Annotated in this window: 10 protein-coding genes and 1 pseudogene; 5 read left to right on the top strand and 6 right to left on the bottom strand. The window is 53.1% G+C overall.

The features are described from left to right. A pseudogene (locus tag GEI7105_RS30620) lies at positions 1–399 on the bottom strand (RNA-guided endonuclease TnpB family protein); the annotation flags it as partial. 155 nt (positions 400–554) lie between these two features. Between GEI7105_RS30620 and GEI7105_RS0114225 the strand changes: the two are divergent. Both GEI7105_RS0114225 and GEI7105_RS0114220 read left to right on the top strand, forming a co-directional pair. After that, positions 555–893, top strand: coding sequence for a hypothetical protein (locus GEI7105_RS0114225; RefSeq protein WP_017661117.1), 339 nt, complete (start codon positions 555–557; stop codon positions 891–893). A gap of 457 nt (positions 894–1,350) precedes the next feature. Then, the gene (locus GEI7105_RS0114220) at positions 1,351–1,779 is read left to right on the top strand and encodes a hypothetical protein (RefSeq protein WP_017661116.1); all 429 of its coding nucleotides are present in this window, start codon (positions 1,351–1,353) and stop codon (positions 1,777–1,779) included. Here GEI7105_RS0114220 and GEI7105_RS36060 read toward each other — a convergent pair. Next, positions 1,776–3,695 (bottom strand): ADP-ribosylglycohydrolase family protein, encoded by a 1,920-nt coding sequence (locus tag GEI7105_RS36060; RefSeq protein ID WP_083862388.1) that lies wholly within the window; start codon positions 3,693–3,695, stop codon positions 1,776–1,778. The two genes, GEI7105_RS0114220 and GEI7105_RS36060, sit on opposite strands and share 4 nt — an antisense overlap. Positions 3,696–3,740: 45 nt before the next feature. Between GEI7105_RS36060 and GEI7105_RS0114210 the strand changes: the two genes are divergently transcribed. Then, entirely contained in the window at positions 3,741–4,976 is a 1,236-nt protein-coding gene (locus tag GEI7105_RS0114210; RefSeq protein WP_026097658.1) for an LL-diaminopimelate aminotransferase, read from the top strand. A 687-nt stretch (positions 4,977–5,663) separates the two neighbouring features. On the opposite strand, the gene GEI7105_RS0114205 is transcribed toward GEI7105_RS0114210, so the two are convergent. The 4 genes from GEI7105_RS0114205 to GEI7105_RS40765 all read right to left on the bottom strand — a co-directional run bounded on the left by GEI7105_RS0114205 (position 5,664) and on the right by GEI7105_RS40765 (position 12,226). After that, a complete protein-coding gene (locus tag GEI7105_RS0114205; RefSeq protein WP_017661113.1) occupies positions 5,664–7,877 on the bottom strand; it encodes a tetratricopeptide repeat protein in 2,214 nt (737 codons plus the stop codon). Between the two features lie 469 nt (positions 7,878–8,346). Beyond that, complete coding sequence (locus GEI7105_RS0114200; protein WP_017661112.1) at positions 8,347–8,940, bottom strand: Uma2 family endonuclease; 594 nt, start codon at positions 8,938–8,940, stop codon at positions 8,347–8,349. A 90-nt stretch (positions 8,941–9,030) separates the two neighbouring features. Further along, on the bottom strand, positions 9,031–10,404 hold the full coding sequence (locus GEI7105_RS33540; protein WP_017661111.1) for a calcium-binding protein: 1,374 nt from the start codon (positions 10,402–10,404) through the stop codon (positions 9,031–9,033). 463 nt (positions 10,405–10,867) lie between these two features. After that, a complete protein-coding gene (locus GEI7105_RS40765; RefSeq protein WP_017661110.1) occupies positions 10,868–12,226 on the bottom strand; it encodes a TIGR04283 family arsenosugar biosynthesis glycosyltransferase in 1,359 nt (452 codons plus the stop codon). Positions 12,227–12,675: 449 nt separating this feature from the next. On the opposite strand from GEI7105_RS40765, the gene GEI7105_RS30600 reads away from it, so the two are divergent. Continuing rightward, positions 12,676–14,748 (top strand): coiled-coil domain-containing protein, encoded by a 2,073-nt coding sequence (locus GEI7105_RS30600; RefSeq protein WP_144053805.1) that lies wholly within the window; start codon positions 12,676–12,678, stop codon positions 14,746–14,748. 165 nt (positions 14,749–14,913) lie between these two features. Further along, positions 14,914–16,776: a DUF3685 domain-containing protein gene (locus GEI7105_RS30595; RefSeq protein ID WP_051044147.1), complete on the top strand. Its 1,863-nt coding sequence runs from the start codon at positions 14,914–14,916 to the stop codon at positions 16,774–16,776. The last annotated feature ends 202 nt before the right edge of the window (positions 16,777–16,978 follow it).

The raw sequence follows: 16,978 nt of genomic DNA, 5'->3' as shown, positions 1-16,978 counted from the left end.
TAGTCGTCCTATATTTTTCTTATCCGTAAAGACAATATGCTTGGGGTCGAGTAACTTCCAACCTGAAGTTTTGTACTCGACAGAACGACTGTTTTTCTTGAACTTGGGATATCCTTTGTGTCCAGGAACAGACTTGCGACAGTTCTCGAAAAAACGAGAAATTGCCGACCAAGCGCGTTCGGCTGAGGCTTGACGAGCCGTGCTGTTGAGTTCTCGAGCAAAGCCATACTCTCGAGCCAGGACTCGACAGTATTTGTTGAGGTCGTATTTGTTAACACCTCGGTTATCTATCCAATAGCGCAGTGCCTTGTTGCGAACGAACTGTGCAGTTCGGATCGCTTCGTCAATCGCTGCGTATTGGTGGGGTTTACCTTTGACTTTGAACTCGAGAACAAGCATCGTCGTTTGACTTGATTGTTCTGAATATTTTAGCACAAAAAACAGGATTGTCAAAAGCCGCCCTTCTAGGGCGGGGTTTTAGACCCAAATTTTTTGATAAAATAACGCGTCGGTCTCGATTGAGTTTGACAGCTTGTCATAGTTTGAGGTGTTGCGTGGATACGATTCAAAAACAAGAAAAACGGAAATGGTTGTCGGTGGGAATCGAAGCCCACGGTCGAGTGGCGATCGGGATTTCGGCGCATGGATTCGTGGCGATCGGCGTTTCGACCCACGGTATTATTTCCGTCGGATTGGTGTCGATGGGTGTGGTGTCGATCGGACTGGTTTCGATGGGTGTGATGAGTTTGAGCGTCGTCGGAATGGGACTCGTCAGCCTCGGACAACAGACAATGGGATTGATGCGATCGCACGATATGGAATCCCATCAAATGCCCGCGATCGAATCGATGGAAGGAGAAATGTCACCTCAAGAAATGCCGCACAGTCATTAAAATTTGCTGTTTTTTGATTACGATCGGCGGCTGTAAATTGCAACGTTCTAGGGATGAAGTTTCGCGATCGCACGACCGGCTTCGTGAGTTTGAAATGCCTGCGAACGAAACACCGATAAAGACGACAAAATTCACGAGTTTTTCACAGCACAGCAGTAGGGTTTTAGACGTTTGGCGTTGCAATGTCGAGTCGCGTCCTTGGGGGGAAGTGCGAGGTCTACAGATGTCGAAGGGGTGCATCTCACTTTCGTAAATACACAAGTTCGGCAATTTGTCAATATCTTCCTCAAGGACTGCTAGAAGGGGATTTACTCATTTAAGTATTTATACTTATCGCAGAATTGAGATGCACCCTGTCGAAGCCTGTGTTACGGTCGATCGCAGCACCGATTAAAGTATTATGTCGATCGCGCGGAGGAAAGGGGCGAGTGTCCGTAAAAGGCGAACGCACGAGACAATGCTGAAAGTTCTCATGAAATTCTTATTGTGGACGAGCCTCGCCGCTGGATGCCTGGGGAGTGTCTTCGTTCCCCCGAGTCTCGCCCTGCCCCAAGCCGACGAAAACGGCGATTACGGACAACGCGATCGCGCCTATCATACCGATTGGGTGGCCGTCGATTCCCATCCTGGCGGGTTGAACTGTCGCATGGACGATCGCTATGAAATTTTTGATGCGTCTCGTCCCAACGATATCTATAACTGGCCGGTCGATCGCGCCCTCACCTGGGGACGGCGGTTCGAGACACTCCCGAGTATGGCAGGAGGCGTATTCTACGACGATCGCGGTAACGCCTGGTTGTTCGTCCTCTTCAACCAAAACCCCAACCAACCCGAAGGCTGTTTCGTCCGCGCCAACGCCGACTCCGTGCGACCGATCGATCGCTAACGACAACGACGTACCAACTGTTCGACGCGCACTTCCAATTCCTGACGGTGTTTCAATCCGTCGATCCACCGTTGGGGAATGCTGCCATAGCCGAACTTCGCCCCCAGCAGCGCCCCCGCTACTGCCCCGTTCGTATCCGCATCGCCGCCTTCGTAGAGAACCTGCAACAATCCCGCGTCGTAAGAGGGGGCGTGTTGTAACGCCCAAAATCCCGCACTCAGGGTTTTTAGCGTGTACCCCATTCCCCAAGATTCCCCCAACTGCAACGTCGAGATGTCGGGATCTTCCGTACGTTGAAAATACTCCTTCACTTCTGGGTGATAGTCGCTAACTTCCCGTGCCATCTGTTGAGTAAGATTTTCAGTATCGATCGTTCCGCACAGCAGGGCGCGAACTGCCAGGGACAGGGCGACGCAGGAGGCGACGCAGCGGGGGTCGTAGTGGGTAATCTGACAGATGCGTTCGGCGTTGGTTTTGACGCGATCGCGATCGCGGTAGTCCCAAATTCCCACCACGGACGTTCGCATCAAACCGCCGTTGGGGGCAGAACGGCCGCCGCTTTCTTCCCAAACTTTCTTCGCCGCCACGAAATAGTTGCGATCGAACTCGGCTTGGAAAAAATCGACGCCGAACACCTCCTTACAAAACAAAACGTTGTGAGTCGTCGTACCCAACCCCGGATTTCCCGCCGCCGCCCAACGATAGAACCGACGGGCAATATCGAGTAAGTTGACTTCGTTCGATTCGAGCAAACTATCGGCAATACATAACATTAACGCCGTGTCGTCGGTCCATTCCCCCGGTTCCCAGCGAGATCGATATTCGTCGCGAACGATGTCCTCGTAATCGGACAAACCATCGGGGTAATACTCGCCGACGCGCTCTTTGGGAATGCCTTCGAGTCCCAATCCCAAGGCGTCGCCGATGGCGTGGCCGAACAGGGTTCCGGCAATGCGATCGCACAGTCGATCGCCCGAGTCTAGCATTATCGGCTGGGGGGCGAGGGGTTTGGGTTGATGGGTCAGTAACTCCCGCAACTGTTCGAGTAACGCCCCGATATAGCCCATCGACGCGTCGTCCGGTTCGATGTCGTAACACCGCCACAGCATTTGTGCCGCCCACAGCCCCGTTCGCACTTCTGCGATCGTCGAGGGTAACGTATCGGCATTGAGATAGACTTGTTCGAGTTGTTCGGCGAGGAAACGGGCTTTTTCTAAGCTTCCCCAGTCGTCGCGGGGGTCGAAGGCGGCAGCGAAGTCGGCAATCTCTTCCCAAGGGCGATCGCGGTTGGGAACGTCTTCGGGGGCGAGGCGATCGCTGGGGATGGGAGTGAGGAGTCCTCTCAGTTTCGGCAGCCAACGACGAACCAGCCAGTTCTCTTCGGGAATGACGTGATCGCACCAACACCCTCCTTCAGATAAGGTTTGCATCATGGCGATCGCCATCTGGTTATCCGAAGTGTGAACCATCACCGGACACTGGGCTTTGACCTGTGCTAAATACGCCGCCACATCGCGGCCCGTTCCCGGATCGCGATCGCCCTCTTCTGAAAACTGCGAACGGCTGAGATCTCCGTCCAAACTGACGATCGCACAGGTGTCTAAATCTCGTTCGAGGGCAGCGATCGCTTCCGAGGCCGTTTTGAAAAATCGAACTTGCGGTTCGTCGAAGGTCTGTTTCAGCAGCTTTGTCATCCGCGATCGGCGATCGGGATGGTCTTCTAAAATAGCGATCCACTGGCGATGCGCGTCGAACACGATCGGTTCCCCTACTGCCTGTAGCGTCGGTTCGATTCTATCGCGATCGCGATCGCCGGTCTCGGGGGTCGAAGCCAACGTGGAATAATACTGAAGGAGCGGCGTTCGGTGCGGAAAGCTTTTTTCGAGTCCGAAGCCGTTTTTCCTTCGACGATCCATTTTCGAGACTGTTCGACGCCAACTCTGGCAACCTATACGTTCACTATGGCAACTATTAACGAGAACTACCTGAAACTGAAAGCGGGGTATCTGTTCCCCGAAATCGCTCGTCGCGTCAAGACCTTCGCCGATGCCCATCCCGACGCTCAAATTATCAAACTGGGCATTGGCGACGTGACCGAACCGCTACCGGAAGCTTGTCGGACGGCGATGTCGAAGGCAATTGAAGACATGGGCGATCGCGCCTCCTTCAAAGGTTACGGCCCCGAACAGGGGTATCCCTGGCTGCGGGAAAAAATCGCCGCGATGGATTTTCAATCTCGCGGTTGCGACATCGCACTGGATGAAATCTTCGTCTCCGACGGTGCGAAATGCGACACCGGCAACATTCTCGACATTTTCGGTAAAGATAACACCATCGCCGTGACCGACCCGGTGTATCCCGTGTACGTCGATACCAACGTGATGGCAGGTCATACTGGCCCCGCCAACGACAAAGGGGAATACGAGGGATTGGTCTATATGCCGATTTCCGCAGAGAACGACTTCACCGCCGAGATTCCCTCGCAAAAGGTGGATTTGATTTATCTATGTTTCCCCAACAATCCCACGGGCGCGACGGCGACGAAAGAACACTTAAAAGCCTGGGTCGATTACGCCAAAGCCCACGATGCGATCGTTCTCTTTGATGCTGCTTACGAAGCGTTTATTACCGATGAAAGTTTGCCTCACTCGATTTTTGAAATTGAAGGGGCTAAAGACTGTGCGATCGAGTTTCGATCGTTCTCGAAAAACGCCGGATTCACCGGAACTCGCTGTGCGTACACCGTCGTTCCCAAAACCCTAACCGCCAAGACTTCCGACGGATCGGACGTGGAACTGTGGAAACTCTGGAACCGCCGCCAATCGACGAAATTTAACGGTGTCTCTTACATCGTCCAACGGGGAGCCGAAGCCGTGTATTCTGAGGACGGACAAGCTCAGATTAAAGCCCTCGTCAGTTTCTATTTAGAAAACGCGAAAATTATTCGCGAAAAACTCACTGAAGCCGGTTTAAAAGTCTACGGCTGCGTCAACGCACCTTACGTTTGGGTGAAGACACCAAACGGCTGGTCGAGTTGGGATTTCTTTGACAAGTTGCTGTCTGCGGCCAACGTTGTCGGAACGCCAGGATCGGGATTTGGCGCAGCCGGAGAAGGTTATTTCCGAATTTCGGCATTTAACAGCCGCGAAAACGTTGAAGAAGCCATGAAACGGATTACAGCCAACTTGTCTGTATAGCGAATCTCGGCTCGTTTTCAGATCGAGAGTGTTTTCTTCAAAGACATCTCGCTCGAGTGAAGAGGAATAAAAATAATTCTAGATAATGGGGACGAGTAGGCGTGTGTTTGGCGAATCGTCCCCCCTCTTCACGCTATACTTTCGAGCCAAAAGTGAGATGCACCCCAATGTATAGGTTTGTGAGCAATGCCCACCCTACACATAGGGTTAATGCGTAAGTTCTGATAAATTCAAAAATTAAGCAAACTATAGCAACCCTAAATCAGTTGTGTGACAAAATCGGGACAAAAAGGGAATCGGGAACGGGGAACGGGGAATCGAAATTTTTATGGTGTTTTAATTTTTGAAGACTCATTTGGCACTGCTATAGGTTGGGTAAAACGGAGTAGAATTCAACCTGGGTACATCTCACTTTTGTAAAAACATGAGTTTTGGGTAGGTTGGACTTCGGCAACGCTGCTGTCCACGGGTGGAACGGAGTGGAACCCAACAGCCGCTCGGAAAACGTCGATCGGTGCGTAACACTATCGAGTACGAAAGCTTGTCTCTGATGAATTTACATTTTTGAGATGCACCCTTCAACCTTAGCTTGCAGGTGGGGAGGTTTGTGGACGCTGAGAACCTTTTCTAAGGGAATTTGTAAAGGATAGTGCGACGACAGGTTTCGAGGTTGGGGAACTTCTGCAATTAAACAATCTCGAGAAGCTTCATCGTTGCCAAAAGGCGATCGCGATCGACCCACAAATCTTCCCGCATCATCGTCATCCAGAATACATCGTTAAAGTGGTCGAGTGGCAAACAGCGGCTCCAACAATACGCATAATCGAGCTGACACTGTCGGCTGAGAACGGCATAAAATTGATGAGCGTAATTGGGAGACAAAATTTCGATAATTTTCGTTCCCGGTTGACAAAATAAAACGTTTGTGAGTCCCGCACCATGAGGAGCGATAACCGCTTCGGCGGCGGCGAACATTTGGGCTTGTTCGACGATGGATTTATTTTCGAGTTCTACGGCTTCAAATCCGTAAATTTCGAGAAATTCAATTAACTGTTCTTCTTCAATAACGCGACGATTTTGTCCGGTTTTGCGTCGAATATACAACCGTTTATCGGGCGTAGGTAACTCTTTCGATCGGGGTAAAAATAAGCTTTTAATCCACTGACAGGAAGCACGGTCGATCGCTATCAAATCGCTAGGAATTGACGGTACGATCAGTTGTTGAGCGCGTATGTGAGGGGAGCGATCGACCGTCAACACTTTTTGTTTTGGAATTTCCAACTGTTGAAACGTTTCTTTTTGGAAAGGCTGGTAAAAACTATCTATCCAAAAACGATCGATCGTCTCTAGATCGATTTTCGATTCTATTATAAGTCCCAATCTCGGCAACAAATAGACCATCCAGTGATAGTAATTATCACAGTTAATCGGGGAGAGAATGGCAATCGTTTCGTCGAAATCTTCAATGGCTGACAGATGTTTTTCGTGAAAAATACGGTGTTGGCTGGGATGGCGATCGCCTGTAGAATTCAGCCGAGCGGTAAAGTCGATCGAAACGTCTGCTAACAGGCGATCGTCCGGTGCGATAACCGCACTAGCATAATCGTCTCGTCGAGCGTCGCCACTCCAATACGCCCGCCCTCGCGGAATTGTGGTGACGAAGGCTTCGCCGAAGTGAAACGTGGCGTCAGTGGCAGGAGGATATTGACTGGGCAAGGCTTTCGGGGCGGCAAGTGTGACGGAATGGGGCGATCGCACGCGACGATACAGCGACAGACAGTTGGTAGCGATCGCCCAATCTCGAGTCGTGGCGTAGTATCCTTGGGGCGGAGAGGGACGACGTCGCGGAAGTAAGGCATCGTAAGCAGCGTTGGGTTTTTCCGCTTGGGCGAGGGCGATCCCCAAACTGTAAACATCTCGTCCCCCGTACGGTTGGAGAGTTCCGGCGTGGCGAAAGGCTTGAAACGCTTCGTCGGGGCGTCGTACGACCCACAGCAGTTTGCCTAAATAATAGAAGCAGTTGGCAGATTGGGGATGGCGTTCGAGAAACTCTCGCAACAGCGCGATCGCCGCATCGTGACACCGTAAAAGAGCGATACTTTTGGCCAGTTCTAAAGTCAGAGTTTCGCGATCGCCGTCGCGTCGTCTTGCGATTTCGAGGGTGTGAATCGCTGCCTCGAAGTAACCCTGTTGATTGTAGAGAGATCCCAAACTGTGATAGGCGTCGATGAAGTCAGGATCGAGTTCGAGGGTGTGTTGGTAGGCGAGGATCGCGAGTTTGACTTGTCCGTGACGGGCGAGGAAACTGGCTAAGACGTACCAAACATCGGCAGAATCGGCAGTTTGTTGTAAACCTCGCAAAAAGCGATCGCGGTAGTGGCGGGTTTCGGCTTCGCTCAACCCATGGGTTTCGTCGAGAATGCGACTGCGATCGAGGTGAGTTAACCAACGTTGGTACGTCTCGAAAAATTCGGGAAACAGGCGCAGAATTTGTCGGTAAGTATCGATCGCCTCGTGGAAGTTTCCCTGTAGTAGATGCAGTTTGGCGAGGATGTCGTAAGCCTGGAGTGCTTTCGGATTGAGACGAGTAGCGTGACGGTATCCGGCGATCGCGGCTTTGAAATTGCCCTGATGTTCGTAGGCGTGGCTGAGGCTGAAGTAGGCTTCAAAAAATTCAGGATCGCACTGAATGCTGACTTGATAGGCAGCGATCGCGCGATCGAATTGCTGTTGAGCCAAGTAGGTGTTGCCGAGATTGTAGTGGTAGGATGCCACATCGGGTTGTAACTCGATGGCGGCTTGGTAGGCGGCGATCGCTTCGTCTAGGCTGTTGGCGTTGAAGCGATCGTTACCGTGGTGGTAGTGCTGGCGAGCGGTTAAATTTTGGGCGTCATCAGTCACGATTTGGAGACAATTAGAAACAGGAGATCGATCGAATGGTAATCGATAGACGCCTCGGATGACAGTACGTTGAGGCGCAAACGGGATTTCGGCTGTGTGCGAGCCAGTCGCGATACTAGCCGGACAAAAACACCTCGTTCGAGATGTGAGTTGGTAGACGGACGAAGTATTACTTGAAAAGTCCGACAAAAAACATGAAATCTGAAGCAGTATTTCTTGTTAAGATAATAACAGATTTTAAGTGTTTTTGAAAAATATTTATAACATCGCTTACAAATTAAATTTTATATAAAACAAAGCATTTTATACCTTTCAATTCAATATCATAGCAATCTTAAGTTTTTTGTAAAAAATTAAATTCAGACATTCCAAACGAGTCATTAAAAATTAAAATATAAAAAAATCTTATTTCCTGTTCTCTGTTCCCTGTTCCCGATTTTGTTACACAACTGATTTAGGGTTGCCATATCTAATTAACCAAATCGCTTTCACCGCGATCGCCCCGTTCGAGACTGACATCTTCGTACAGCATTTCGAACGTACCCGTGTAGTCAATACTTTCAAGTCGAAACGTTTCGCAATCGTCGTAAGTTTGAAAAAGCCAAAGACCGTTTGTTTGGCGGCGGAAGACCTCCACGCGACGGTGTCGGCTGTTAATTAAAACGTATTCTTGCAAGCTTTCGAGAGTTTGGTAATCGTTGAATTTGTCGCCACGGTCGAAAGATTCAGTCGATTGGGAGAGAACTTCGACGATAAGTTTTGGGAAGCGTTTGTAAGTGGCAGTTTTCGTGTCGCGGGAGTCACAAGTGACGAGAAGATCGGGATAGAAAAAGCGGTTGCGAGTATCGATGCGGACTTTCATATCCGAGATGAAGATTCGGCATCCAGAACCCCGGAGGTGCGATCGCAGTTCAGCGAAGAGATTTCCTGCAATGGTAACGTGGGCGTCCGTAGCCCCTGCCATAGCGACGATTTCGCCGTCGAAGTATTCGTGCTTAGTGGAACTCTGAGTTTCGAGTTGCAGGTATTCTTCAGGGCTGAGAACGGGAGACTTAGCGAGCATGGCGATCGCGCGATAGCATCACCTTAATTGTACGAACAAAAAACAGCAGCACCGAGGTACTGCTGCGGACAAAGGGTTGAGTAATATTGCTTAGGCAAGCAGAGCGTCGCTTTCAGGAACCTCTACCACGTCAATAGCATTGCTGTCTTCGACGCCGCTGATGGTAGCGATTTGGAAGCCCGATTCGAGTTTGACACCCAAGTCGAGCGTTCCGTCGCCATCGAAGTCGCCCACCTCGAAGGTAAACGATTGCGTCAGTTGGAAAGCCAGGCGATCGACACCGACTTCAAAGTCCATAATCGCGTCGAGGCTGGTTTCGTCGTCGAGAACGAAGGTATCGCTCCCGCCGCCACCCGTTAAGACATCGTCGCCGAGGTCGCCATCGATGACGTCGTCACCTTCGCCGCCCATCAGTACGTCGTTGTCTTGACCGCCGTTCATCAAGTCGTTTCCATCACCGCCGGACACCACGTCTTCGCCCGTATTTCCGTTGACAATATCGTTATCCGAACCGCCATCGACGCTATCGTTTCCATCAGCACCGACGAGAACGTCGTTTCCAGCTTCTCCGGTAAGTTCGTCGTTCCCGGCTTCTCCAGACACGATGTCGGTATCGGCCGTTCCGGCTACGCTGTCGTCTCCTTCAGAACAGATGACTTCGTTTTCGCCCAAGTCGTCGAGATCGACGGCTTCTCCAGAGAATTCGAGTTGGAAGAAGCTTTGAGTTTCGATACTCAGTCGAACCTGTTGGTTGAGGCTGAGAATGGCTTGGAAATCGACTTCGTTCGTGACGAGGACGGACTCGATCGTGTCGCCTTCGCCGTCGTCGGGCATCATATCGTCCGAGGCTGCGTCGTCTCCGAGTTCGCCATCGGGGTCGGTAACGAGGCTACCGTCGCCTTCACCCTCTTCCCCGGAATCTTCCGGCGTCGAACCCATGCCTTCTTCAGCAGTACCGGCGAGTTTGTCGCTTTGAGTCCGCACGCCGAATTCTTGACCGATGAGATCGTCGAGGGTTAAGCCGGATACGACGACCGAGTCTCCACCGGCAACTCCGACTTCATAAGAGTTCGGGGCGATGCTGGCAGTTCCGACTTGAGAAACGTCTTTGCGATCGTCTTTGACTTTCAATTCGCTCGACGAACTCAAGGATTCGAGTTTAGAATCGTCGGCGATGTTGAAGAAAACGCCTCGAACGGATTGACTGGCTTCGACAGAAATTTCGACACCGCCATCGACCGACTTTAAGGAAACGGTTGCTTCGGCGGGGTTTCCTACAAAGTCAGTGACGACAAAGCTGAATTCACCACTGCCACCTGGGGTCTCGCTACCGTCGAGATCTCCGTCACTGTCTTCGAGTTCATCACTGTCTTCGAGTTCGTCATTGTCCTCGAGTTCATCTTCGAGTTCTTCGTTAGTCGGATCGATAACTTGTTCGTCTACTGGGTTTAAAACGTCGTCCACAATCTTCGGTCTCCATCTAGTATAGGTTTTCAACGATGCACGCCCCGGCACGATCGAGCGTTGGTTCGAGCCGTTCTTCGATCTTTCACGTGAGAAGTAGCAGCCTCTCCATTTGGCGATCGATAAGATTGTAACTTTTCAAAACCGTTATATGTAACTTATTTGGTCGGTCGGTTCCTTGTCGTGCCGCTTTAGTCTTTTATGACGAGTTCTTAGTTTCATGGTTCCCAAATTTTCTAAAAAAATTATCTTTTTTTGATTAAATAAAGTTTCGTAATTCTTAAAGAAAATTTCGTATTTTTACGGACAAAAAATAGACAATATTACCGATCGTTTTTGTTAAAAAAATCAAACATAAGTGTTTTTACGCAATACGATCGCAGAAATATCCCTTCAGATACACAAAAACTGAAGAGATTCGTTCGAGATTATTTATCAAAACTCGCCTAGTATTTACGAAAAACTATCGTTGGCGATACCAACGAACCAGTCGTTCGGGAGATACACCGAGTAAATAGGCCGCGACGATCGCCTGATTGAGAACCGTCACACGTAAAATGCCAATGTGCTGCCAGCGGCGTCCTGACGTGACGACGGGAACCGGAGCGATCGCGATGTTGCCCTGTCGCCGCAGTTGCCGCACGAACTCGAAATCTTCCATAATCGGCAGATCGGGAAATCCGCCGAGTTGCCAAAACCGATCGCGCCTCAAAAAAATGCCCTGATCGCCATAGGGAAACTGTACCCAACGCGATCGCCAGTTCGCCCCCCGTTCGACCGTCCGTATCCCCGAAAGAGACGCCGCAATTTGCAACTCGAACGCCCCCGCCACCACAGACGGTTCCGACAACACTTGACGAACCGCCACCTCGAACCCTTGAGGAAGGCGCGTATCCGCGTGAAGGAACAACAGGATCTCTCCCGTGGCCGCTTGCGCCCCGGCGTTCATCTGTCGCGCCCGGCCGGGTTCGCTGACGAGAACCGTCGCCCCCAACGATCGCGCGATCGCCACCGTCTCGTCCCGACTTCCCCCATCGACCACGATGGCTTCGACGTTCGTTCCCGCCAACACCGACTTCAACGTCTCCGGTAGCGCGATCGCCTCGTTCAACGCCGGAATCACCACCGAAACCCGTTGAGATTGGCGTCCCGTCGCCCGATCCCACTCGGGCAAATCCTCCGGGCGATCGATATCGTCGAGGGAGTCCAACAACGCCACGGAAAGCCCTAGCGATCGCGCCACCTCCAACGTTTGTTGCAATACCGTCTCCGTTCCCCAGGAAATCCCCGAAAACAGTTCCGGTATCGGTCGTCGCAACGCGATCGAATAATATCCCCCATCGTTTGCCGGACCGAGTACCACATCGGCCTCGTCTAACGCCGCAAACCCCTGCTGCAACAGAGACGCACTCAGCGCCGGACAGTCGATTCCGACTAACGTTACCCGTTCGACCCCCTCCGCAAACGCCCTTTCGACCGCCTGCCAAAGGCGATCGCCCAAATCCCCCTCTTCTTGAGGACGATACAGGAGATCTCGTCCCAACCACCGCCGCAGTTGCCCCAACCTCCCACCGACAAAGCGCACTTCCACCGCTGCGTCGCCTTCAGCGTCCCGCCACTGACGCACCGTCGCGAGAGTTCGTTCCGTCATGCGACGTTGCAACCACGCCGCCCCCCGTTCCCCCCAGGCCGGAATCAACCGAGTTTTCGTGCGTCCCGGTGTGGGATAGCGTGCGAACACGACCGTTCGTTGGCGTTTCCGCACTGACATTTCCGACCCGTTCGAGACCAACTGCGTCTTGTTTTGTAACCCAACCATCATCTGTATTTCGTCTTACCTCCAATCATTTGAAAGATGGATAATTGTGCAAGGCAACAGAGAATCGTGCAGGTGTGGGATGGAGATTTAACCGAACCCAACACGATCGCCCCAAGAGGTAGAGCTTCCGATCCCTCAGTCGGTCGGGTCAACAAACAGGCAACTTAAGATACGATCGCATCTAAACAAAATTCCTTACTGTTGCCCGTGGCCGGTTCCCTGTTCCCTCGACCGTAGGTCGGCGAAACTTTGCCGTTCCTGCGATCGTCGGCGATCGCAGCCATAAAGTCCATCCCCTCAAACCCCTGCGATCTCCGAGTCCCCGCCCCGCCTCCACCACAATTGAGATAACAATTCCCGTTTCGGACTCGGACATTTCGATAAAATCGCCTATATTGAAAAGTGTTTTAACAAATCCCCGTTTAAATTATTTCAACCCCCTGGCGAAAGGCATGGCGAACACACAAGGCGATCCCATCCGCGTTCGAGCTGAAGGCGAACTTCCCGAAACCCAGCCGACCGTCGATACCGATCTCGAACCCGAGCGCAACGCGACCGACGAGACTCCAACGCCTCAAGCAACAGAAGAGAAGGCAACACAAGAGCAGCCAGTATCCCTGTTGGCTCGAGTCGCACTCTCCTCGAAAAAGACCCTCGATCGCCTGTGGGGATGGCCGCTGTTCTGGTTTTTAGTCCTCGTCGGATTTAGCAGTACCGCAATGGGGGCGTTAGTGTGGCTGTTTTCCATGCCCCCGGTTCCCGATTGTAAGGCCGTCTCGACCCTCGCTCCCGACCGCGAGCGGCTGTATTGCGCCCAACAAGCCGCCGAATCGGGGCGCTTAGAAGACTTAGAAGCGGCGATCGCCCTCGTCGAAAGCTGGCCCGACGATCACCCCTTACAACGCCAGGGTAAAAAGTTTACCGAACAATGGTCGAACCAGTTGCTGGATATGGCTCGACGTGCGGCGCTGCGAGGAGAACTCGACGTGGCCTTAGGGCTGCTCGAACGCATCCCCAAAGACAGCCCCACCTATCCCGAAGCCCAAACGACCATCGCACGGTGGGATCGCGGCTGGGAACAGGGACAACATATCTACAACTTGGCTAGCGAAGCCCTGAAAAATCAAAACTGGTCGGAAGCCGAATATCAAGCCGAGCGGTTGCTCGGAATTGGAGACGATTACTGGAGCGAACAGCGTCACGACAAGCTGATGGCTCAAATTGCAGCGGAAAAGGAAGGACGCCGCAAACTCAAACAGGCGCGAGAATCGGTGCAATGGGAGACGCCTTACGAAAGCGAAGCGGCACTGCGATTAATTAATGCGATCGAAGCTGATACCTACGCTCGCGCCGACGCCCGATCCGAGATTGAAAAGTGGAGTCAGAAAGTTCTCGAGATGGCGGTCGCCGAACAGCAAGCCGGAAACTTCCAACGGGCCCTCGAGGCAGCCGAAACAATTCCCGCTGAAGCCTCGGAATACGCCCGCGCTCGAGAAGTCGTCGTTTTAGCCGAGAGCGGGGTACTGACTTCCTCAGAATCGAACCCACTGGTGAAGCCGGTTTCGACCCAAATCCTGACGCTTCTCGAAGCCGAAGCCCTCTCGGAAAGTCTGCCGTCCGACCATCCCCTCCACGACAGCGCTCGCCGACAACAGCCCGAGTGGGAGAGCCACTTGCAGGATTTGTTTGGCTTGCAAGCCGCCAGCGCCATCGCCGCCATCGGACAACCGTTCGCGTTGGAGGTGGCTCTCGCTCAAGCAGAAGCGATCGAAAGCGATCGCCCCCGTCGCGTTCACGCTCAAACGCTGGTCGCCTACTGGCGTAAGGAAATGGAACGCATCGCCGATCGCCCGATCCTGCGTCGCGCCGAGCGGTTGGCAGAACTGGGAACGATCGAAGCCCTCGAAGCCGCCATCGAGCAGGCCGAACAAATTCCCCTCGGTCGAGCTGCCCGCCCCGACGCACAGGCGTTAATCGCTCGCAGTCGCACGGAAATCGCCAGGCTCGAAGACCGCCCGATCTTAGAAGAAGCTGAAAAGCTGGCGCAAGAGAACGAGTTCGCCGAAGCGGTCGAGTTGGCTCAGCAAATCGAGGACGATCGCCCCTTGTACGGAGAAGCGCGTAAAGCGATCGATCGCTGGCGCGAAGAGTGGCGACTGTACGAAGACCGGCCGATTCTCGACGAGGCGATCGAATATGCCGAAGAAGGAAAACTGACCGACGCGATCGCCACCGCCGCAGAAATCGGAACGGACAGCCCCATTTACTACGAAGCCCAAGGCAAAATCGGAGAATGGCTCGCCGAACGGGACGGACGCAACCGCAGCGCCCCAACTTCAGGCGATCGCGGCGGTACTCCCCGAACTTCCGAACCGGCTTACGAAGCCCCCGCTCCCGAACCGGTTTACGAAGCTCCCGCTCCCGAACCAGCTTACGAAGCTCCCGCTCCCGAACCGGTTTACGAAGCTCCCGCTCCCGAACCAGCTTACGCTCCGCCGCCGAGCGAAAAGAAAGTAACGTATTAGAGAAAACGAGCAAGGGAGCAGTGAAGCAAAGGAGGGACAAGGGGGCAAGGGGACAAGGAGACAAGGGAGAAACTGTCAATTGTCTCCACTGTTCGCTGCTCACTGTTGACTGTTCACTGTAAAAGGCTGGTGACTGTCTTCACTGCTCGCTGTTGGCTGTAAAAAATGACCACTGATGACTCGTATCTGAAAACTCACGATTCTGAGGCGGCGATCGCGATCGTGTCGGTCGATCCCGACAAGTTGTTTCAGTTGGGACTGCGGACTTGGTTAGCTGACGTGCCGAGCGTTCGTATCGCGGCCGAATTGGAAACGGAAGCCGAGACCTCGGCCTACCTCGACGCGCGATCGGACGAAAATCAGATCGATTTAATCGTGGTGGGAGATCTCGCCGAACAGCTACGGCTGTGTCAGACCCTACGCGATCGCACTCCAGAGGTTCCGGTACTGCTGCTGAGCGCCGCTCCCACCGTCGCTCGCTTGGCGTTAGCCCGTCAGTTGGGCGTCAGGGGGTTTTGTCGTAAGGGAACGCCGCTCTCGGAATTGTTAGACGCCTTCGAGCAAGTCGCCTCGGGCGGGTTTTACTGGCAGGAACCGCCGCAAACGGTGGCAGAGGTAACAGCCGAACGCCGGTTCGCTAGCAGTCGCCAAAGCGTTGCCCGAACCGTCACTTCGCCACCTCTGGAAATACCCGCTCCGCCAGGTTTTCGCTATATCGACGCGGCATTGCGTCAGATCGGCGATCGACTGCGCGATCCGAATTTGACACTCATCGATCGCGCGGTGTTAGAAGGTCGTCGTCGGGAATTGCGAGCAGCTCGTTGGATCGTCGGTCAGTTGCGATCGCGTCGATCCCGTTCGACTGCATCGTCGCAACCGCCGCAGGCAACCGGAAACGCGACTCCTGAAGGATCGGCAGCACGATACGAAGGGCGATCGGAGATGTTGGCGTCTCGACCGGAGGAGGCCGACGCTCTTTATGCAGGCGATGCCGACTTCCTCGACAGCGGCGACGTTCGAGCGCTCGTCTTCGACGCGACCCTGACGAAATTGCAATCGCGGTTACTCAACCTCAGTAGCACTCCTCTCGAAATCGATATTTTCAGCCCGGAGAAGAAACGGGAACTCTTCGCGACGGTATTGCGACGGTTCGACGAAATCTCCCTCGACTTGCAGGCGTCGTCAGTACGCCCAGAACAACTTCCCGAAAAGCGATCGCGCGTTCTGTTGGATTTGTGGCAGGGAACGACCCTCGACTTCTTCGGGCGCTACTACACCCTCGTTATCGACGATCGCCCGGTCGAATTGGTCGATATTTTGCTACAAGACGCGGAGGTGGTGCGCGAGGCGATTTTGGATAAAATTCCCCAGGTGCCAGAATTACTGGCACACCTGCTGTTTCGCGTACCGTTGAAGGTGGACGCCCAACGGTACGAGTTCGGTAGCCTCGAAGCCACGCTCAGAGCGGAATATTTACTGCACAATCTCCTCGTCTGCGTCGCGAACGCCGTGGTTCAACCGCTGTTGAATAACTTCGCCTACGTCGAAGCGATCGAACAGGCGTTTTACGACAAACGCGCCCTCTCGACACGAGATATCGATCGCTTTCGCAACGAGCTGTCGTGGAAATACCGCTGGCAAAAGTACATTGGCGAACCGAAAGCCATTTACGAAAGCCGTCACCCGCTGTTCGTATTCGCCGAACGGGGAATTAAACGCGTCGATATCTATACGTCCCGTCGTGCAGAACTGACAGCACTGTCGGGCATTCCCCAAGCTATCACAGTCGTACTCGAAGGACGAGACGCCCTCGCCCCTCGACTGCGTTCGGTGGTCGCGTTCGTCGGAAGCGGTTTAGTTTATATCTTGACGCAGGTGATCGGACGCGGGATCGGTCTGATCGGACGCGGCATTTTAGAAAACCTCGGCGGCGTGCGATCGCGTCCGCAGGCTGGAGTCTCTTCGGACTCGCGCGACGAGGCTACCCGCTCGACGAAATCCCCTTTTACAGCCAACAGCGAACAGTGAAAACAGTCACCTTTTACAGTCACCAGTCACCAGTCACCAGTCACCAGTGAAGACAGGGAACAGGGAACAGGGAATAGGGAACAGTTAATCGTTTCTCCCTCTCTCCCCCTCCTGACAAGGCTATGATTGTAAGAGAGAGAGAAAGAGCCGACAAAGAGAAAGCCGTAGACTCGTTTAGGAGAAGCCATGAAATACAACTCAG

Source organism: Baaleninema simplex PCC 7105 (assembly GCF_000332355.1).
In the GTDB taxonomy this organism is placed as follows: domain Bacteria; phylum Cyanobacteriota; class Cyanobacteriia; order Cyanobacteriales; family Geitlerinemataceae; genus Baaleninema; species Baaleninema simplex.
Note: the sequence above shows the minus strand (reverse complement) of the source record. Positions and strands in the feature narration are given on the sequence as shown.